Here is an 18,412-nt window from a genome sequence, read left to right as displayed (position 1 = left end):
GTGTTGTGGCCAGACTGCACCGGCCAGGCTAACGAACCGCTAACATCTCAAATTCAAACGATCAGCGGTCAGCCCGCAGAAGGATGATCTCGATCCGGTTGTTGCGGATGGCGGCGGGGTCGGCCACGGCGGGCTTGCGGTCGGCATAGCCGCCGATGCGGGCCAGGCGGGCAGGGTCAAGCGCGGCCGCTTCCAGCAGGCCGCGCATCGCCTGCGCGCGGGCGGCGGACAGTTCCCACACCGGGTTGGTGGCCAGCGTGACGGGATAGCTGCGCACATGGCCGTTCACGGCGATCCTGTTGGCGGTCAGCCCCATCACCTCGGCCAGAAGGTCGGCCAGTTGCAGGGTCACCGGCTGCGGGGTGGCGGTATCTTCGGCGAACAGGAGCGCGCCTTCGACATCGAAGATCTCGATCACCAGACCTTCGTCGGTGACGCGGGTGATGACATGTTTCAGCAGCGTTTCCATGGTGCGGCTTTCACCGCCCCGGTCAAACAGCGCCTCTTGCACCGCCTTGAGCTGTTCGGCCTCCTGCTCTTGCGACAGGGTATCGTCCGCCGAGCCGGTGGAACTGCCGTTGTCGTTCGAGGTGCCGCCAGCGCCGTTGCGAACCTTGGTATCCTCGGAAAACAATGTGTCGCCGCCCAGGGTGCCGTCGCCCCCGCCCGAGACGCGGTTCACTGGGATGGTGGGATTGAAATAGTCCGACAGCCCCTTGCGCTGTTTTTCGGTGGTGGCGTTCAGCAGCCACATCAGCAGGAAGAAGGCCATCATCGCCGTCACGAAATCGGCATAGGCCACCTTCCAGGCGCCGCCGTGGTGGCCGCCGCCGCGGATGACCTTCTTTCGCCTGATGATGACTGGCGCGGTGTTCTTTGCCGGCTCTGCCATCCCTGCACCCCCGTTTCACAGCCGGGGGAAACCATCGCATCGGCTGGTCAAAAAGGGCTTAACCGGCGGCCTTTTAGCGATATGCCGAAAGGGCGCCATGTTCGGGCGGCGGGTATTGCGCCTTAACTGCGCTTGAGCCAGATCGCCGCGTCGCCCAGCTTGGCGACAAAGGCCAGATGCGCGGCCTCTTCCTCGGCGGTCAGGCGGGGGGGCAGCGATTCGGGGCGGGGGCGGGGGCGCCAGGTTTCGGTTTCGACCGTGCCGCTGCGATTGGCCCCGGACACGGGGGCCAGCACCAGATCGGGCTGACGTCCACCCACAAGTTCCAGATACACCTCGGCCAGGATTTCGCTGTCAAGCAGCGCGCCGTGCTTTTCACGGGCGGAATTGTCCACGCCGAACCGACGGCAAAGCGAATCGAGCGAGGCGGGCGATCCCGGGAACCGCTGGCGGGCAATCATCAGCGTGTCGATGGCGCGGTCCATGGGCAGGGTTGGCAGGCCGATGCGCGACAGTTCGAAGTTCAGGAACTTCATGTCGAAGGCGGCATTGTGGATGACCAGCTTCGCATCGCCGACAAATTCCAGAAAGGCGGCGCCGATCTGCTGGAAGACCGGCTTGTCGCGCAGGAAATCATCACCCAGGCCGTGCACCTCGAACGCCTCTTTCGGCATCAGGCGTTCGGGGTTGATGTATTGATGATAGGTCCGCCCGGTGGGCAGGTGGTTCATCAGCTCGACCGCACCGATTTCCACGATGCGATGGCCTTCGCTGGGTTCAAACCCGGTGGTTTCGGTATCGAGAACGATTTCACGCATGTGAAGCGGTGATCCTGCGGCGAATGTCTGAAACCACATCCTTGACCGCCGCGCGGGCGGTGTCGAGGGTGGTTGTCCTGATGACGTAATCGGCGCGGGCCCGTTTCTGGGCATCGGGCATCTGCCGCGCCAGGATTGCGGCCAGATCGGTTTCCGTCATGGTGCCGCGCGCCAGAACCCGTGCGCGCTGCACATCGGGCGGGGCGGTGACCACGACAACGGCATCGCACAGGGTTTCGGCGCCGGTCTCGAACAGAAGGGGCAGGTCAAGCAGCACGATGTCGGCCTGCGCGCTGTCCAGAAAGGCGGCGCGGTCCGCGGCCACCAGCGGATGCACCAGCGCGTTGATCCGGTCCAGCGCGGTGGGATCGGCGGCGATGATGGCGCGCAGCGCCGGGCGCGAAACGGCGCCGGTCTCATCAACCGCCTGCGGAAAGATCGCGCCAATGGTCTGCGCCGCAAGACCCCCGGCCGCATAGAGCCGGTGGACGGTGGCATCGGCATCCCAGACCGGGATGCCCAGTTCGGCAAACATGGCGGCCGTGGTGGATTTGCCCATCCCGATCGAGCCGGTCAGGCCCAGGCGGAACGGCGTCATGCCGAAAAAACGGCCTGGCGGGTGGCTTCGTCCACCTCGGGGCGCTGGCCGAACCAGCGTTCGAACCCGGGGGCGGCCTGATGCAGCAACATGCCAAGGCCATCAACCACCGGATTTCCGCGCTCCTCAGCCTCGATCAGGAACTGGGTCTTGAGGGGGGTATAGACCAGATCGGTGACCAGCGCGCCGAAGGGCAGCGCGTTCAGTGACACCTTGAAATCGGGCTTGCCCGTCATGCCCAGCGAGGTGGTGTTCACCACGGTGGCGCAATCTTCCAGCATCGGGCCGGCCTGCACCCATTCATGCACGGTGACGCGGGCGCCGAAGTCGGAGCGTATCACCTCGGCCCGGGGTCTGGTGCGGTTGGCAATGCGGATTTCGGGCACCCCCACCTCGATCAGGGCGGCCACCACGGCGCGCGAGGCGCCCCCGGCACCCAGAACGGCGGCCGGGCCGGCGGCGGGGTTCCAGTGCGGCGCATTCTGGCGAAGGTTTGCGATGAAACCCGATCCATCGGTGTTGTCGGCGTGGATCTTGCCATCCTTGCGGAAGATTACCGTGTTCGCCGCCCCGATCAGCGCCGCGCGGTCGGTGATGATGTCGGCAATCTGAAGCAGGGCTTCCTTGTGCGGCAGCGTGACGTTGACGCCGACGAAGCCCATTTTCGGCAGCGTGCGCAGGACGGTTTCCAGATCGCCGGGCGCCACATCCATGGGGATGTAGAACCCCTTGAGACCATAGCGACGCAGCCAGTAGCCGTGCAGCGCGGGGCTGCGGCTGTGGGCGACCGGATGTCCAAGAACACCGGCAAGGGGGATACGGGGTAATTCGGTCATGCCGGGATGATTCCTCTCTGCCCAAGATAGGACAAGAGCGGGATCAAAGGCAGGCCGAGGATGGTGAAATGATCGCCCGAGATGTGGGAGAAAAGCCGCACTCCTTCCTCTTCCAGCCGATATCCGCCGACGCTGTGGCGGATCGTGTCCCAGTTACGGGCCAGATAATCATCGCGGTAGGCATCGGAAAAGTCGCGCATGGTCAGATGGGCATCGGTGATGGTGCGCCAGACCGGGCGGCCCTTTTCATACAGCACCGCCGCCGACATCAGCTTGTGCGTGCGGCCGCGCAGTTCGGTCAGGTGGGCGCGGGCGTCTTCCGGCGTTTCGGGTTTGGCATAGACCGTGCCCTTGTATTCAAGGATCTGGTCACAGCCCAGAACCAGCGCCTCGGGGAAGCGTTCGGCCACCTTGCGCGCCTTCATCTCGGCCAGGGCATCCGCCAGATCGCGGGGGCTGGCGTCTTCGGCCAGCAGGGCAAGGCGGGCCTGTTCCTCATCCACGCGGGCGGGATAGGGGGTGGTGGGCACACCCGCAGCACGCAAAAGCTGGGCGCGGGTTTCCGAGGCCGACGCGAGAATGAGCATGGGGCGACTCTGGGGATATTCGCGTTACGTTCCATAGGCCGGAAAGCGTGATCCCGGCCCGAGAAGGCGGCAGGATCGGCAAGCTGTGGATGGCTGTCAAGCGCCACGGAACTTATCCAGAAGGGGATGCGGTTTCGCGGCGTCTGGGGACAAGGCACGCTTCCCCCGGGTCTGTTCTGCGCAGGCATGTGGATAAACTTCAGCCGCTATTCCAGTTATATATCTGTTTTTATTGTTATTTTCGGCATGAAAATCGCGAACATGCTTCTTGTCCACAGATTTTCCACACCCGGGCCAGGCTTGGGGTAACTGCCGGGGAACCTGCGACAATCCCGTTATCCCCTGCCCCTACATCATCAATTCCTTTCTATATTTCTTCTTGTTAAAGGATGTCCGGGCGACAGGGAGCCGGACCGATGGGCGATTTCCTTTGGGAATGGTATGGATGGATCAAGTCCATGCATGTGATCTCGGTCATCGCGTGGATGGCGGGGTTGTTCTACCTGCCGCGCCTGTTCGTCTATCATGTCGAGGTGGTGGGGTCGGGCAACCCGACCGATGACCTGTTTCAGGTGATGGAACGACGGCTGCTGAAGGCGATCATGACGCCGGCTGCGGTTTCGACCTGGGTCTTCGGCCTGTGTCTGGTGTTCACGCCGGGCATTGTGGACTGGAGCCTGTGGTGGCCATGGTTCAAGGCAACGGCGGTGATCACGATGACCTGGTTCCATATCTGGCTGATGCTGCGCCGCCGTGATTTCGCGGCAGGGCAGAACCGGCTGACCGGGCGCGCCTATCGGGCGATGAACGAACTGCCCACGGTGCTGATGTTCTTCATCGTCTTCTCGGTCATCGTCAAATTCTGATCCGTTGACTTTGAGACGGGCGCGGCATATCTGCCGGTATGCAAGGCCGTCCGGCCCCTGCGCTTCCCTTTGTATATCCGACGTGCGGCCCCTGATTGTGCGGGCCCGTGGAGCCTTCCCATGACCGAACGCCTTAACCTTTCCGACCTCAAGGCCAAGACGCCTGCCGATCTGCTGGCCATGGCTGAGGAATGGGAAATCGAGAACGCCCCTTCGATGCGCAAGGGCGAGATGATGTTCCAGATCCTCAAGGAACATGCCGAGGAAGGCTATGAAATCGGCGGCGATGGCGTGCTTGAGGTGTTGCAGGACGGCTTCGGTTTCCTGCGCAGCCCTTCGGCGAACTATCTGCCGGGCCCGGATGACATTTACGTCAGCCCGGAAATCCTGCGCATCTTCTCACTGCGGACCGGCGACACGATCGAAGGTGTCATCAAGGCCCCGCAGGAAAACGAACGCTATTTCAGCCTGACCAAGGTCACGAAGATCAACTTCGATGACCCCGAAAAGGCCAAGCACAAGGTTCTGTTCGACAACCTGACGCCGCTTTACCCAGAAGAGCGGCTGAAGATGGAAATCGAAGACCCGACGATCAAGGACCGCTCGGCCCGGATCATTGACCTGGTGGCGCCCATCGGCAAAGGCCAGCGGGCGCTGATCGTGGCCCCGCCGCGCACCGGGAAAACCGTGCTGCTGCAGAACATTGCCCGGTCGGTGGCGGCAAACCACCCGGAATGTTACCTGATCGTGCTGCTGATCGACGAACGCCCCGAAGAAGTGACGGACATGCAGCGCAGCGTGAAGGGCGAGGTGATCTCCTCAACCTTCGACGAACCGGCAACCCGGCACGTCGCCGTGGCGGAAATGGTGATCGAAAAGGCCAAGCGCCTGGTCGAACACAAGCGCGACGTGGTGATCCTGCTTGACTCGATCACCCGGCTGGGCCGCGCCTTCAACACGGTTGTGCCGTCCTCGGGCAAGGTGCTGACCGGCGGTGTGGACGCCAACGCGCTGCAACGGCCGAAGCGGTTCTTCGGCGCCGCGCGGAACATCGAGGAAGGCGGGTCGCTGACCATCATCGCCACAGCGCTGATCGACACCGGCAGCCGGATGGACGAAGTGATCTTCGAAGAATTCAAGGGCACCGGAAACAGCGAAATCGTGCTTGACCGCAAGGTTGCGGACAAGCGCGTCTTCCCGGCGATGGACATCCTGAAGTCCGGCACCCGGAAGGAAGACCTGCTGGTCGACAAGAACGATCTGCAAAAGACCTATGTCCTGCGCCGCATCCTGAACCCGATGGGCACCACCGATGCCATCGAGTTCCTGATTTCCAAGCTGAAGCAGACCAAGACCAACGGCGAATTCTTCGATTCGATGAACAGCTAAGGCTGATCACCCGCCATGGACACGATCTATGCCACGGCCACGGCGCGGGGACGCGCCGGCGTTGCGGTCATCCGGGTTTCCGGACCGCAGGCCTGGGCGGTTTGTGGCGCACTTTGCGGTGACGTGCCGGCGCCACGGCGGGCCGCCCTTCGCAACATCCGGTGGGATGGTGACATTCTGGATCAATCCCTTGTGGTGGCTTTTGCTGAAAAGGCCAGTTTCACCGGAGAGCCGGTTGTCGAGTTCCACATTCACGGCGGGGTGGCGACAGGCGCGGCCGTGCTGCGGGCGATTGCCGCCACCGGGCTGGCGCGGCTGGCCGAACCAGGCGAATTCACCCGCCGCGCGCTGGAAAACGGCGTGCTTGACCTGACCCAAGTCGAAGGACTGGCCGATCTGATCGACGCCGAGACCGAGGCGCAGCGACGGCAGGCCATGCGGGTGCTGGGCGGTTCCATTGGCCAGCGCGTCGGCGGCTGGCGCGCGCGGCTGATCCGGGCGGCGGCGCTGCTGGAGGCGACCATCGACTTTGCCGAGGAAGACGTGCCGGTGGACGTAACGCCGGAAGTGCGCGATCTGCTGACCGGCCTGGTGTCCGAGCTTGAGGCCGAAGCCACAGCCGCCGCCAAGGCCGAGCGGATTCGCGACGGGTTCGAAGTGGCTATCGTGGGTGAACCGAATGCCGGAAAATCCACCCTTCTCAACAGGTTGGCTGGCAGGGATGCCGCCATCACCTCGGAAATCGCGGGGACAACGCGCGATGTCATCGAGGTGCGGATGGACCTGGACGGATTCGCTGTGACCCTGCTGGACACTGCAGGTTTGCGTGACAGCGCCGACCCGGTAGAGCGGATCGGCATTCGCCGCGCGATGGATCGCGCGCAGGCGGCGGACCTGCGGATCTTTCTGGGGCCGACGGATATGCTGGTGCCACAAGAGGGTGATCTGGTGGTTCAGCCCAAGGCCGACCTTGTGGCCGGGCCGGGGCTGGCGGTTTCCGGCAAGACCGGCGAAGGGGTTGACACGCTTTTGGCCGAGGTGACGCATCGCCTCTCGGAAAAGGTGGCGGGGGCTGGTATCCTTGTGCGGGAACGGCACCGGCTGGCGCTGGAGCAGGGGCTTCGGTCGATTCGCCGGGTGCTGGACATGCTGGCGCAACCGCAGACGTTGACCGAGATCGCCGCCGAAGAATTGCGGCGGGCGATCCGGTCGCTGGATGCGCTGGTGGGACGGGTGGACGTGGATGAGCTGTTGGGGGAAATCTTCAGCAGTTTCTGCATCGGGAAATAGGATGTTTCACGTGAAACACTATGACGTGCTTGTGGTGGGCGGAGGCCATGCCGGTGCCGATGCGGCGGCAGCGGCGGCACGGATGGGCGCGACCACGGCGCTGGTCACCATGCGGGCGGCCGCGATTGGCGTGATGTCCTGCAACCCGGCCATCGGCGGCCTGGGCAAGGGCCATCTGGTGCGCGAAGTGGATGCGCTGGATGGCATCATGGGGCGCGCGGGTGACCGGGCAGGTATTCAGTACCGGTTGCTGAACCGCCGCAAGGGGCCGGCGGTGCAAGGCCCCCGCACACAGGCCGACCGCAGGCTTTACGCCCAGGCCGTGCAGGCGCTGCTGGCCGAAGAACCGTTGTTGACGGTGATCGAAGGCGAGGCGGCCGAACTTCTGGTCGAAGCCGGGCGCTGCACGGGGCTGCGATTGGCCGATGGGGCCGAAATTGCGGCGCGGGCGGTGGTGCTGACGACGGGCACCTTCCTGAACGGAATCATCCACGTTGGCGATCAACGGCGGTCGGGCGGTCGGGTCGGCGATGCGGCCTCGGTTCGGCTGGCCGAGCAGATTCGGGCGCTGGGGCTGACAACAGGCCGGCTGAAGACCGGCACGCCGCCCCGGCTGGATGGGCGCAGCATCGACTGGGCGCGGTTGGACATGCAGCCGGCCGATGAGGCGCCGGTGATGCTGTCCTTCCTGAACCGCGCGCCGCTGGTGCGGCAGATCTCCTGCGGCATCACCCATACGTCCGAGGCGACGCATGATGTCATTCGCGCCAATCTGGCCCGCAGCGCCATGTATGGCGGCCATATCGAGGGCGTCGGCCCGCGCTATTGCCCGTCGATCGAGGACAAGGTGGTGCGCTTCGCCGACAAGACCAGCCACCAGGTGTTCCTGGAACCCGAAGGGCTGGACGACGACACGGTTTACCCCAACGGCATTTCCACCAGTCTGCCCGCCGAAGTGCAGGAGGCCTACGTTCGCACCATCGTCGGGCTGGAGCGGGCGGTGATCACCCAGCCGGGCTATGCCATTGAATATGATTACCTTGATCCGCGGGGGCTGCGCGCCACACTGGAAAGCCGCGCCATGCCGGGGCTGTGGCTGGCGGGGCAGATCAACGGCACCACCGGCTATGAAGAGGCCGCGGCGCAGGGCGTGGTGGCGGGGCTGAACGCCGCGCTGTTTGCGAAAGGCGGCGAGGCGGTGACGTTCTCGCGTACCGACAGCTATATCGGTGTGATGATCGACGATCTGGTGACGCGGGGGGTGACGGAACCCTATCGGATGTTCACCTCGCGCGCCGAATACCGGCTGAGCCTGCGTGCGGATAACGCGGATCAGCGGCTGACACCGCTTGGCCTGCGGTTGGGCTGTGTGCGCGAAGTCAGGGCGCGGGCGTTTGGCGAGAAAATCGAGGCGCTGGAACGTGTTGTGGCTGCCCTGAAGGCGCGAACCTTCACACCGAAGGAATTGATGGTGGCTGGCGTGATGGTCAGCCAGGACGGCGTGCGGCGATCGGCCTTCGATGTGATGGCGCTGCCCGAGTATGACCCGGTGCAACTGGACGGGTTGATGCCGGAACTGGCCGAACATTCGGCGGAAGCGCGGGTTCAGGCCGGAATCGAGGCGCTTTATGCGCAGTATGCTGACCGGCAGGCGGCGGATGCCGAGGAGTTGCGTCGCCACGAAACCACGGCGATTCCGCCTGATTTCGACTATGCCCCGCTTTCGGGCCTGTCGCATGAGCTGAAATCCAAGCTGATGCGGCTGCGGCCGGAAAACCTGCATCAGGCGCGGCAGATCGAGGGCATGACGCCGGCGGCGCTGACCCTGCTGATTGCCAGCCTGAAGAAACCCCAGAAACGGGCTGTTTAGGTGGACGCCGCCTTGTGGAAAGATCTGGGCGTCGGGGAAGGCGGGCTGGACAAGCTGCGCGCCTTTGTGGCGCTGGTTGAGAAATGGACGGTGCGGATCAATCTGGTGGCCAGATCGACACTGCCCGAGATCTGGGAACGCCATGTCGAGGATTCCGCCCGCCTGTGCCTGAATGCGCCCGAAAACCCCGCGATCTGGGCCGATTTCGGGTCAGGCGGCGGGTTTCCGGGCATTGTGGTGGCCGTTGTGCTGCAGGCGCACGGGGCGAAAACGCGGGTGATTCTGGTGGAATCCGACCTGCGCAAAGCCACCTTTCTGTGCGAATCGGCGCGTTTGCTGGATCTGCCGGTCGAGGTGCGCAGCGAACGGGCGGAATCGCTGCCTTCCCTTGGTGCCGATGTGGTTTCGGCCCGCGCGCTGACCGCGCTTGACGGGCTTTGCGCCCTGGCGCAGCGGCATCTGGCGCCGGATGGCGTGGCGATCTTTCCCAAGGGTGAGAATTACGAGGCGGAAATCGACGCAGCCAGGAAAAACTGGCGCTTCCAACTGGAGGCCGTTACCGATCCGCGCCATAAAGGAGCGATCCTTTGCCTGAGGAATATCGACCGTGCCCGCAGCTGACCCCATCGCCGCGACTGACCGCGCACCTGCGCATGTGATTGCCATCGCCAACCAGAAGGGGGGCGTGGGCAAGACGACCACGGCGATCAACCTGTCGGCGGCGCTGGCCGAGAAGGGCTTTCGCGTTCTGCTGGTGGATCTGGACCCGCAGGGAAATGCCTCAACCGGGCTGGGGGTTACGCCCAAGGACCGCAAGCAGACGACCTATGACCTGATGGTGTCTGACGGGGTGCCTGAGAAGATCATTCGCAAGACCGGGGTTGAAGGGCTGTGGATCAGCCCGGCGAATTCTGACCTTGCTTCGGCAGATATTGACCTTGTGGCCAACGAAAAGCGCAGTTTCCTGCTGCATGATGCGCTGCGCCACCCGGAAATCGAGGCGATGGGCTTCGATGTGATCCTGATCGACTGCCCGCCGTCGCTGAGCCTGCTGACGGTGAACGCTCTGGTCGCGGCGCATGCCGTGCTGGTGCCCTTGCAGGCCGAGTTTTTTGCGCTGGAAGGCCTGTCGCAACTGTTGCTGACCGTGCGCGACGTGCGCCGTTCGGCCAATCCGGCGCTGCGGATCGAGGGCGTGGCGCTGACCATGTATGACGGCCGCAACAACCTGGCACAGCAGGTTGAAAAGGACGCGCGCGACAATCTGGGCGAGATGGTGTTCCGCACGGTCATTCCGCGCAATGTCCGGCTGAGCGAGGCACCGTCCTATGCCAAGCCGGTCACGGAATACGACAGCGCCTCGCGCGGGGCCGAGGCCTATCGCGCGCTGGCCGGAGAAATTGCTGCCAAACTGCAGCGTTAGAGACGTATTGGGGGTGGGTATGGAGCCGAGAAAAGGGCTTGGGCGCGGTCTTTCGGCGCTGATGTCGGATGTGAACCTGCGGCCGGAAAGCGAAGGCCCGCGCCGGGCCGATACGATTCTGCCGGTGGCGCGTCTGCGGCCGAACCCGTTGCAGCCCCGCAAGGATTTTGACCAGGGCGCGCTGGAATCGCTGGCCGATTCGCTGCGTCAGAAAGGCGTGATCCAGCCCCTGGTGGTGCGCCCGGTGGGCGACGATTACGAAATTGTCGCCGGCGAACGCCGCTGGCGGGCGGCGCAGATCGCGCAACTTCATGAAGTGCCAGTTGTCATCCGCGATCTGGACGACACGGAGGTGCTGGAAGTTGCGATCATCGAGAATATCCAGCGCGAAGACCTGAATGCCATCGAAGAGGCCCTTGGAATCAAGGCGTTGGTGGACAGGTTCGGTCATACGCAGGAAAAGATTGCCGAGGCGCTGTCGAAAAGCCGCAGCCATATTGCGAACCTGATGCGCCTTCTGGCGCTGCCGGATGAGGTGCAGGCCATGGTGCGCGCGGGCACCATCAGCGCCGGCCATGCGCGGGCGCTGATCGGCACGGCGGACCCGGTGGCGCTGGCGCGCAGGGTGGCGGTGCAGGGCCTTTCGGTGCGCGAAACCGAGAAACTGGTGCGCGAAAGCGGGTCAGCGGGCACCAAACCCGCCCGCGACCGCGTTGATTCGTCCAAGGATGCCGATACGCGCGCGCTGGAGGGTGATCTTTCCGCGCATCTTGGCCTGTCGGTGAAGATTGATCACCGTGGCGAAGGTGGGTCGCTGACCATTTCCTATCGGTCGCTGGAAGATCTGGATCGGCTTTGCAACCTGCTGTCGCAGGCGTCGGCCGGTCTGGCAGACTGACTCAGGCCGAAAGTTCCAGCACCAGACGGTTCAACAGCAGGCGGCCTGCTTCGGTTGTGCGAAGGTGGTCGCCGTCTTGCTGCAAAAGCCCGCCGTCCAGCGCGGCTTCCAGTGCGCCGGCGTTCAGATCGCTGCCCGAAAGGGCGCGATACCGCGAAATGCGGGTGCCTTCCGACAGGCGAAGCGACATCATCAGGTATTCATCGGCCTGCGCGGCGGGAAGAAGAACCTCACGCGGGGTTTCGCCGCTGCCGGTATCGCGAACAGCGCGAAGCCAGGCTTCGGGGTTGCGATGGGTGCTGGTGGCATAGCGCGTTTGGCCCAGCGTCAGGCGGCCATGCGCGCCCGGGCCGATGCCGACATAATCGCCCATCCGCCAATACACCAGATTGTGCCGCGATTCCGAACCCTCGACCGCGTAGTTCGAAACCTCATAGGCGGAAAGACCGGCGCCTTCGCAGATTTCGCCGGTCATTTCATACATGGCAACGGCCAGGTCTTCATCGGGCAGGCCGCGCAGTTTTCCCGCGCGGGCAAGGGTGCCGAAGGCGGTGCCATCCTCGATGGTCAATTGATACAGCGACAGATGATCGGGGCCACGATCCAGCAGCGAGCAAAGTTCGTACTCCCACGCGGCAAGCGTCTGGTCTTGCCGGGCATAGATCAGATCTGCCGACACCCGGTCAAAGGTGGACCGGGCCAGATCCAGCGCCGCCAAGGCCTCTGCGGCGCTGTGCTGGCGGCCAAGGCGCCGGAGGTCATCATCATTCAGGGCCTGCAGGCCCAGTGACAGGCGGTTCACGCCTGCGGCGCGATAGCCGCGAAAGCGATCTGCCTCAACCGAGGTGGGGTTGGCCTCAAGGGTGATCTCGATGTCATTCTCGAACCGCCAGTGCCGCGAAATCCGGTCCAGCACCGCGCCAACCAGCGACGGGTCCATCAGCGAAGGCGTGCCGCCGCCGAAAAACACCGACCGTAGGATGCGACCGCCGGTTTCGGCTGCGGCACGGTCAAGTTCGGCCAGATAGGCGGATTGCCAGTCTTGCTGGTCGATCCTTGTGCGGACGTGGCTGTTGAAATCGCAATAGGGGCATTTGGCCTTGCAGAACGGCCAGTGCAGGTACAGCGCAAAGCCGCCGGCCTGCCAGTCTTCGGGCTGTTTCACGTGAAACATTTGGCAAGCATACGCGCGACAGCCTGCCCGCGATGCGAGATCGCGTTCTTTTCGGCGGCCGACAGTTCGGCAAAGGTGCGGGTCTGGCCGTCCGGCTGGAACATCGGGTCATAGCCGTGGCCATCCTGCCCGCGACGGGGCCAGACCAGACGCCCGGGGGCGGTGCCTTCAACCCATTCGTCATGCCCATCCGGCCAGGCCAGAACCAGCGTGCAGCGGAACTGCGCCGTCCAGGGTTGCGGATGGCCGGTCAGCGCGGCGTGGGTCTTTTCCATGGCGTGAACGAAGTCACGCCCGGTGGGGGTGGTGGCCCAATCGGCGGTATAGACGCCCGGCGCGCCATCCAGCGCGTCAACCGTCAGGCCGGAATCATCGGACAACGCGGGCAGGCTGGTGGCCCGCGCGGCGGCATGGGCCTTGATCCGCGCGTTGCCAAGGAAGGTGGACTCGGTCTCCTCCGGCTCGGGCAGGCCAAGGTTGCCTGCCGAGGTGCAGGTGATGCCCAGCGGCGCAAGAAGTTGGGCGAATTCGTCCAGCTTGCCGCGGTTGTGCGTGGCGATCACCAGTTGCGTGCCGGAGAAGCGCCGGGTCATTCGGTCAGCGCCTTGCGCTGCGCCAGAACCAGCGCCTCGATCCCGCGGTCTGCCAGCGCCATCAGTGCCGTCAGGTCGGCGGTGGTGAAGGGCGCGCCTTCGGCCGAGGCCTGAACCTCAACCAGCTTGCCGCGGCCGGTGATCACGAAATTGCCATCGGTGCCGGCGACCGAGTCTTCGTCGTAATCCAGATCCAGCACAGGCTGGCCGGCATAGATGCCGCAGGATACGGCGGCGACGTGATCAAGGATCGGGTCCGAGGTGATCAGGCCCTTTTCCCGCAGCTTGTTTATGGCCAGCCGCAGGGCGACAAACCCCCCGGTGATCGAGGCGCAGCGGGTGCCGCCATCGGCCTGGATCACATCGCAGTCGATGACGATCTGGCGTTCGCCAAGCGCGTGCCGATCCACCACCGCCCGCAGGGCGCGACCGATAAGGCGTTGAATTTCCTGTGTTCTTCCGCTCTGCTTGCCGGTGGCAGCCTCACGCTTGCTGCGGGTATGCGTGGCGCGGGGCAGCATCCCGTATTCAGCGGTAACCCAGCCCATGCCGGTGTTGCGCAGGAATTGCGGGGGCTTGTCCTCGACCGAGGCGGTACACAGGACGTGCGTTCCGCCCATGCGGATCAGGCAGGAACCTTCCGCATGGCGGGTGACGCCGGTTTCAATCGTGACGTGGCGCAGTTCATCAAGGGCGCGGCCGGAAGGGCGCATGATCCATCCTTTCAGGGTTTGGGCCAGATACCCCCCAGCGGGCAGGCCACGCAACCCCGATTGACGCCGCGCGTCTTGCACCCTTTATTCAGGATGTGCCCGGAGGGCAGGAATGCAGAACGGATCGCGATTGCTGACAGAAATGACCGACCGCTCACGCGAGGTGTTCCGCCGCGTGGTGGAAGGCTATCTGACGACCGGAGAGCCGGTCGGTTCGCGCACGCTGACCCGGACGATGACCGAACAGGTTTCCGCCGCGACCATCCGCAACGTGATGCAGGATCTGGAGTTTCTGGGCCTGCTGGACAGTCCGCATGTTTCGGCGGGGCGGGTGCCCACGCAGGCGGGGCTGCGGCTGTTCGTGGACGGGTTCCTGGAAATGGGCGGCCTTGCCGCCGAGGACCGCGAGCGGATCGACGCCACGCTGACGCAGAACGATCAGGATGTGGCGGTGCTGCTGGATCATGTGGGATCGGCGCTGTCGGCGCTGACGCGGGGGGCCAGCATCGTGCTGGCGCCCAAGCATGAATCAGCCCCGATCCGGCATATCGAGTTTGTCAGCCTGTCGCCGGAACGGGCGCTGGTGGTGCTGGTCTTTGCCGATGGTCAGGTGGAGAATCGCCTGTTCCGGCCGCCGCCCGGCCAGACGCCCAGCAGTATGCGTGAGGCGGCGAATTTCCTGAACGCCATGGCCGAGGGCAAATCGCTGGAAGAACTGCGCCGGTCGATCGGGGCCGAGATCGTTCAGCGGCGGCAAGAGATTGATTCGCTGGCGCGCGAACTGGTGGAAAGCGGGCTGGCCGTCTGGGAAAATGCCGGGCTGTCGTCCGAACGGCTGATCGTGCGGGGCCGGTCCAACCTGCTGGAGGCCACGAATGAGGCCGACGTGGACCGCGTTCGCACCCTGTTTGATGACCTGGAACGCAAGCGCGACATCGCGGAATTCCTTGAACTGGCCGACGAAGGCGACGGCGTTCGCATTTTCATCGGGTCCGAGAACAAACTCTTCTCACTTTCGGGTTCAAGTCTCGTGGTTTCTCCCTATATGAACGCCGAGCGGAAGATTATCGGCGCCGTCGGCGTGATCGGCCCCACGCGGCTGAATTACGGACGGGTCGTTCCGATTGTGGATTACACGGCGCAGCTTGTGGGGCGGATGGTGTCCGACCGCGGGCGGGGCTGAGACCGAGAGAGACGAGGAAAGACGTATGGCGCAGGACGAGGCCAAGGCCGCCGAGGCTGTGGAACAGGAATTGCCCGAAAACACGGAACCGGTGTCGGATGATCTGGCGCTGGAAGAAGAGCTGGTGGCCCTTCAGGCCGAGCGTGACGAATATCGCGACAAGTTCATGCGCGCCCTGGCCGAGGCGGAGAACACCCGCAAGCGCGCCGAACGCGACCGGCGCGAGGCCGAGCAATACGGCAGCACCCGGCTGGCCCGGGATCTGCTGCCGGTCTACGACAACCTGAACCGTGCGCTGGCCTCCATTCCCGAGGAAAGCCGTGCCGCTTCGGCAGCGCTGATCGAGGGGGTCGAGCTGACGCTGCGCGAGCTGACCAAGGTCATGGAAAAGCACGGCGTGACGACCATCACCCCCGCCGTGGGAGATGTCTTCGATCCGCAACTGCACCAGGCCATGTTCGAAGCGCCAGTGCCGGGCACCAAGGCGGGGCAGATCATCCAGGTGATGACCGAAGGCTTCATGCTGTATGATCGCCTGCTGCGGCCGGCGCAGGTGGGCGTTTCGTCCAACCCGGGCTGATGGGGGCAGCCGCCGGGGGCTTTGCGCCCCCGGACCCCCGCAGGATATTTTCAGACAGATGAAAGCGATCAGGTCAGAAGCGACCTGAGGTCGTATAGCGCCTTGAGCGCATCGATCGGGGTCATCTCATCGGGGTGTAGCGCCTTGAGCCGTTCTTCCACGTCCGAGGTCTTTGGCGGCTTCGGGGCGGGGGCCGCCAGCGGTGCCGCGCGGAACAGGGGCAGGTCGTCAATCAGCGCGGCCTGCTTGCCACCATCCCGGTCGCCCTTTTCCAGCGCCTCCAGCACCACCTTGGCGCGTTCGATCACGCTGTGCGGGAGGCCCGCCAGCCGGGCAACCTGCACGCCATAGCTGCGGTCGGCGGCGCCCTGTCTGACTTCGTGCAGGAAGATCACCTCACCGTCCCATTCCTTGACGGTGACGGTGGCGTTTTCCACGCCGGGCAGTTTGCCGGCCAGGGTGGTCATTTCATGGTAGTGGGTGGCGAACAGGGCGCGGCAGCGGTTGACGCCGTGCAGGTGTTCCAGCGTGGCCCAGGCGATGGAAAGCCCGTCCCAGGTGGCGGTGCCGCGGCCGATTTCATCAAGGATCACCAGCGCGCGGTCATCGGCCTGGTTCAGGATGGCGGCGGTTTCCACCATTTCCACCATGAAGGTTGACCGGCCGCGGGCCAGATCGTCACTGGCACCGACGCGGCTGAACAACTGGCTGACAAGGCCGATGCGGGCGCTGCGCGCGGGCACATAGGCGCCGGCCTGCGCCAGCAGCGCGATCAGCGCGTTCTGCCGCAGGAAGGTGGATTTACCCGCCATGTTGGGGCCGGTCAGCAGCCAGATCGCGGGCGTGCGGTCTTCGGTCAGGGCGCAGTCATTGGCAACGAAGGTTTGCCCGGCGCGGCGCAGGGCGCGTTCCACCACCGGGTGGCGGCCACCTTCAATGGCGAAGGCGTGGCTGTCGTCAACCTGCGGCTCGCACCAGTCTTCGGCCACGGCCAGTTCGGCAAAGGCGGCGGCAAGGTCAATCTCGGCCAGGGCGCGGGCGGCGGTGCCGATCGCGCCCGCTGCGGCCAGAATTTGCTGTTTCAGGCCGTCATAGTGACGCTTTTCGATCTCGACCGCGTGGTTTCCGGCATTCAGGATGCGGGTTTCCAGTTCGGACAGCGCCAGCGTGGTAAAACGCACCTGTCCGGCTGTGGTCTGGCGGTGAATGAACAGATCGGGCTGGGCGCGCATCCGGTCTTCATGCGTGGTGGTGACCTCGATGAAATAGCCAAGCACGTTGTTGTGCTTGATCTTCAGCGAGGGCACGCCGCTGCGGTCGCTGTATTCGGCCTGCAACCGGCCGATCACGCCGCGGCCTTCGTCGCGAAGCTGGCGGGTTTCGTCCAGTTCGGCATCGAAGCCCGGCGCGATGAAGCCGCCGTCGCGCACCAGCAACGGCGGTTCGGCCACCAGGGCCCGGGTCAGCAGATCAACCAGCGCATCGTGGCCAACCAGCGCCGCGCCCGCGCGCGACAGCAGCGGCGGCGCTTCGGCCACGCGGGTGGCAATGTCGCCCGCCTGCGCCAGACCGGCGCGGATGGCGGCCAGGTCGCGCGGACCGCCGCGATCCAGTGCCAGACGCGACAGGGCGCGGTCCATGTCGGGAACGCGGCGCAACAGATCGCGCAGGTCATCGCGCAGGCGGGGCTGGTCGATCAGGTGGCGCACGGCGGCCAGACGGGCGTGGATCGTGGCCAGATCGCGTGATGGGGCCGACAGCCGCCGGTCCAGCAGGCGCGCGCCGGCGGCGGTGACCGTGCGATCAACCGCTGCCAGAAGCGAACCTTCGCGGCCGCCCGACAGCGCGGCGGTCAGTTCAAGGTTGCGCCGGGTGGCGGCGTCGATCTGCATGGCGCCGCCGGGCGTTTCGCGGACCGGGGGGCGCAGCAGGGGCAGTTTCCCGCGCTGGGTCAGATCAAGGTAATCGACCAGCGCTCCCATGGCCGAAAGTTCGGCCCGGGTGAAGGTGCCGAACCCGTCCAGCGATCCGGTTCCGTACAGCGCGCAGAGCCGCTTTTCCGCCCCGGCGCTGTCAAAACTGGCGCGGGCCAGCGGGGTGATCGCGGCGCCGGTGTCTTCGACCAGCGTCGCCAGATCGCGGTCGCGGGTTTCGCTGACCAGCACCTCACGCGGGGCCAGCCGGGCCAGTTCGGGCGACAGCCGGCCCAGCGGGCAGGGCATGACCCGCAGTTCGCCGGTGGAAATGTCGGCCCATGCCAGCGCGGCCTCATTCCGAACCTCGGCCCAGGCGACCAGGTAGTTGGGGCGACGGGCTTCCAGCAGCGAATCCTCGGTCAGGGTGCCGGGGGTGACAAGGCGCACCACATCGCGCCGCACGACCGATTTCGAGCCGCGCTTGCGCGCCTCGGCCGGGTCTTCTATCTGTTCGCCGATGGCCACACGAAAGCCCTTGCGGATCAGCGTCAGCAGATAGCCTTCGGCGGCATGGACCGGCACGCCGCACATGGGGATGGGTTCGCCCAGATGGAAGCCGCGTTTCGTCAGCGCGATGTCCAGCGCCTCGGACGCGGCCACGGCGTCATCGAAGAACATCTCGTAGAAATCGCCCATCCGGTAGAACAGCAGCGCGCCGGGATTCTGGGCCTTGATCTCAAGGTATTGCGCCATCATCGGCGTCACGGCGTCTTCGGTCATGCGTCC

General features: G+C 64.9%; 18 protein-coding genes. 9 read left to right on the top strand and 9 right to left on the bottom strand.

All coding sequences use genetic code 11. The annotated features are described in order from the left end of the window. Window positions 1-61: 61 nt before the first annotated feature. The 5 genes from B6K69_RS10955 to B6K69_RS10935 all read right to left on the bottom strand — a co-directional run bounded on the left by B6K69_RS10955 (window position 62) and on the right by B6K69_RS10935 (window position 3,731). Complete coding sequence (locus tag B6K69_RS10955) at window positions 62-892, bottom strand: flagellar motor protein MotB (RefSeq protein WP_108643807.1); 831 nt, start codon at window positions 890-892, stop codon at window positions 62-64. Window positions 893-1,014: 122 nt separating this feature from the next. Continuing rightward, complete coding sequence (gene dnaQ, locus B6K69_RS10950) at window positions 1,015-1,710, bottom strand: DNA polymerase III subunit epsilon (RefSeq protein WP_108643806.1); 696 nt, start codon at window positions 1,708-1,710, stop codon at window positions 1,015-1,017. Continuing rightward, window positions 1,703-2,308 carry a dephospho-CoA kinase gene (gene coaE / locus B6K69_RS10945; RefSeq protein WP_108643805.1) on the bottom strand — a complete coding sequence of 202 codons (606 nt, stop codon included), beginning with the start codon at window positions 2,306-2,308 and terminating at the stop codon, window positions 1,703-1,705. The genes dnaQ and coaE overlap by 8 nt, the downstream gene beginning before the upstream one ends. Further along, window positions 2,305-3,144, bottom strand: coding sequence for a shikimate dehydrogenase (locus B6K69_RS10940; RefSeq protein ID WP_108643804.1), 840 nt, complete (start codon window positions 3,142-3,144; stop codon window positions 2,305-2,307). Before B6K69_RS10940 ends, coaE begins: the two co-directional genes overlap by 4 nt. After that, window positions 3,141-3,731 carry a Maf family protein gene (locus B6K69_RS10935; protein ID WP_108643803.1) on the bottom strand — a complete coding sequence of 197 codons (591 nt, stop codon included), beginning with the start codon at window positions 3,729-3,731 and terminating at the stop codon, window positions 3,141-3,143. The genes B6K69_RS10940 and B6K69_RS10935 overlap by 4 nt, the downstream gene beginning before the upstream one ends. 416 nt (window positions 3,732-4,147) lie before the next feature. Between B6K69_RS10935 and B6K69_RS10930 the strand changes: the two genes are divergently transcribed. The 7 genes from B6K69_RS10930 to B6K69_RS10900 all read left to right on the top strand — a co-directional run bounded on the left by B6K69_RS10930 (window position 4,148) and on the right by B6K69_RS10900 (window position 11,467). Next, window positions 4,148-4,597, top strand: coding sequence for a CopD family protein (locus tag B6K69_RS10930; protein WP_107671648.1), 450 nt, complete (start codon window positions 4,148-4,150; stop codon window positions 4,595-4,597). Window positions 4,598-4,717: 120 nt separating this feature from the next. Beyond that, window positions 4,718-5,986 (top strand): transcription termination factor Rho, encoded by a 1,269-nt coding sequence (gene rho, locus B6K69_RS10925; protein ID WP_107671649.1) that lies wholly within the window; start codon window positions 4,718-4,720, stop codon window positions 5,984-5,986. A gap of 15 nt (window positions 5,987-6,001) precedes the next feature. Then, the gene (gene mnmE / locus B6K69_RS10920; protein WP_108643802.1) at window positions 6,002-7,276 is read left to right on the top strand and encodes a tRNA uridine-5-carboxymethylaminomethyl(34) synthesis GTPase MnmE; all 1,275 of its coding nucleotides are present in this window, start codon (window positions 6,002-6,004) and stop codon (window positions 7,274-7,276) included. A gap of 10 nt (window positions 7,277-7,286) precedes the next feature. After that, on the top strand, window positions 7,287-9,146 hold the full coding sequence (mnmG, locus tag B6K69_RS10915) for a tRNA uridine-5-carboxymethylaminomethyl(34) synthesis enzyme MnmG (protein ID WP_164681943.1): 1,860 nt from the start codon (window positions 7,287-7,289) through the stop codon (window positions 9,144-9,146). Then, window positions 9,147-9,767, top strand: coding sequence for a 16S rRNA (guanine(527)-N(7))-methyltransferase RsmG (locus B6K69_RS10910; protein ID WP_164681942.1), 621 nt, complete (start codon window positions 9,147-9,149; stop codon window positions 9,765-9,767). It abuts the gene before it with no gap. Then, window positions 9,754-10,569, top strand: a complete 816-nt coding sequence (locus B6K69_RS10905; RefSeq protein WP_269467319.1) for a ParA family protein — start codon at window positions 9,754-9,756, stop codon at window positions 10,567-10,569. The genes B6K69_RS10910 and B6K69_RS10905 overlap by 14 nt, the downstream gene beginning before the upstream one ends. Before the next feature lie 19 nt (window positions 10,570-10,588). Beyond that, window positions 10,589-11,467 carry a ParB/RepB/Spo0J family partition protein gene (locus B6K69_RS10900; RefSeq protein ID WP_108643800.1) on the top strand — a complete coding sequence of 293 codons (879 nt, stop codon included), beginning with the start codon at window positions 10,589-10,591 and terminating at the stop codon, window positions 11,465-11,467. A gap of 1 nt (window position 11,468) precedes the next feature. Here the strand turns inward: B6K69_RS10900 and hemW are convergent, their stop codons facing one another. The 3 genes from hemW to rph are packed head-to-tail and all read right to left on the bottom strand — an operon-like array spanning window position 11,469 to window position 13,947. Then, window positions 11,469-12,641, bottom strand: coding sequence for a radical SAM family heme chaperone HemW (hemW, locus tag B6K69_RS10895; RefSeq protein WP_108643799.1), 1,173 nt, complete (start codon window positions 12,639-12,641; stop codon window positions 11,469-11,471). Further along, window positions 12,629-13,234 (bottom strand): RdgB/HAM1 family non-canonical purine NTP pyrophosphatase, encoded by a 606-nt coding sequence (gene rdgB / locus B6K69_RS10890; RefSeq protein ID WP_108643798.1) that lies wholly within the window; start codon window positions 13,232-13,234, stop codon window positions 12,629-12,631. The genes hemW and rdgB overlap by 13 nt, the downstream gene beginning before the upstream one ends. Beyond that, window positions 13,231-13,947, bottom strand: coding sequence for a ribonuclease PH (rph, locus tag B6K69_RS10885; RefSeq protein WP_108643797.1), 717 nt, complete (start codon window positions 13,945-13,947; stop codon window positions 13,231-13,233). Before rph ends, rdgB begins: the two co-directional genes overlap by 4 nt. Before the next feature lie 112 nt (window positions 13,948-14,059). Here rph and hrcA point away from each other — a divergent pair, with 112 nt between their 5' ends. Both hrcA and B6K69_RS10875 read left to right on the top strand, forming a co-directional pair. Beyond that, window positions 14,060-15,130 carry a heat-inducible transcriptional repressor HrcA gene (hrcA, locus tag B6K69_RS10880; RefSeq protein ID WP_108643796.1) on the top strand — a complete coding sequence of 357 codons (1,071 nt, stop codon included), beginning with the start codon at window positions 14,060-14,062 and terminating at the stop codon, window positions 15,128-15,130. 25 nt (window positions 15,131-15,155) lie between these two features. Continuing rightward, window positions 15,156-15,710, top strand: a complete 555-nt coding sequence (locus B6K69_RS10875) for a nucleotide exchange factor GrpE (RefSeq protein WP_107671656.1) — start codon at window positions 15,156-15,158, stop codon at window positions 15,708-15,710. Window positions 15,711-15,778: 68 nt separating this feature from the next. Here the strand turns inward: B6K69_RS10875 and mutS are convergent, their stop codons facing one another. Further along, on the bottom strand, window positions 15,779-18,406 hold the full coding sequence (gene mutS / locus B6K69_RS10870; protein ID WP_108643795.1) for a DNA mismatch repair protein MutS: 2,628 nt from the start codon (window positions 18,404-18,406) through the stop codon (window positions 15,779-15,781). Window positions 18,407-18,412: the final 6 nt, after the last annotated feature.

Origin of the sequence: Pseudogemmobacter blasticus (genome assembly GCF_003071405.1) — a bacterium.
In the GTDB taxonomy this organism is placed as follows: domain Bacteria; phylum Pseudomonadota; class Alphaproteobacteria; order Rhodobacterales; family Rhodobacteraceae; genus Pseudogemmobacter; species Pseudogemmobacter blasticus.
The sequence above is the reverse complement of the archived record's forward strand: the minus strand, read 5'-3'. Positions and strand labels throughout refer to the sequence as shown.

Excerpts from the sequence above, each read along its gene's own strand:
- mutS (WP_108643795.1), bottom strand. The coding sequence starts at position 18,406 with ATGACCGAAGACGCCGTGACGCCGATGATGGCGCAATACCTTGAGATC.
- rho (WP_107671649.1), top strand. The coding sequence starts at position 4,718 with ATGACCGAACGCCTTAACCTTTCCGACCTCAAGGCCAAGACGCCTGCC.
- coaE (WP_108643805.1), bottom strand. The coding sequence starts at position 2,308 with ATGACGCCGTTCCGCCTGGGCCTGACCGGCTCGATCGGGATGGGCAAA.
- dnaQ (WP_108643806.1), bottom strand. The coding sequence starts at position 1,710 with ATGCGTGAAATCGTTCTCGATACCGAAACCACCGGGTTTGAACCCAGC.
- hemW (WP_108643799.1), bottom strand. The coding sequence starts at position 12,641 with ATGTTTCACGTGAAACAGCCCGAAGACTGGCAGGCCGGCGGCTTTGCG.
- B6K69_RS10875 (WP_107671656.1), top strand. The coding sequence starts at position 15,156 with ATGGCGCAGGACGAGGCCAAGGCCGCCGAGGCTGTGGAACAGGAATTG.
- rdgB (WP_108643798.1), bottom strand. The coding sequence starts at position 13,234 with ATGACCCGGCGCTTCTCCGGCACGCAACTGGTGATCGCCACGCACAAC.
- B6K69_RS10900 (WP_108643800.1), top strand. The coding sequence starts at position 10,589 with ATGGAGCCGAGAAAAGGGCTTGGGCGCGGTCTTTCGGCGCTGATGTCG.
- B6K69_RS10940 (WP_108643804.1), bottom strand. The coding sequence starts at position 3,144 with ATGACCGAATTACCCCGTATCCCCCTTGCCGGTGTTCTTGGACATCCG.
- hrcA (WP_108643796.1), top strand. The coding sequence starts at position 14,060 with ATGCAGAACGGATCGCGATTGCTGACAGAAATGACCGACCGCTCACGC.
- B6K69_RS10935 (WP_108643803.1), bottom strand. The coding sequence starts at position 3,731 with ATGCTCATTCTCGCGTCGGCCTCGGAAACCCGCGCCCAGCTTTTGCGT.
- mnmE (WP_108643802.1), top strand. The coding sequence starts at position 6,002 with ATGGACACGATCTATGCCACGGCCACGGCGCGGGGACGCGCCGGCGTT.
- B6K69_RS10930 (WP_107671648.1), top strand. The coding sequence starts at position 4,148 with ATGGGCGATTTCCTTTGGGAATGGTATGGATGGATCAAGTCCATGCAT.
- B6K69_RS10955 (WP_108643807.1), bottom strand. The coding sequence starts at position 892 with ATGGCAGAGCCGGCAAAGAACACCGCGCCAGTCATCATCAGGCGAAAG.
- rph (WP_108643797.1), bottom strand. The coding sequence starts at position 13,947 with ATGCGCCCTTCCGGCCGCGCCCTTGATGAACTGCGCCACGTCACGATT.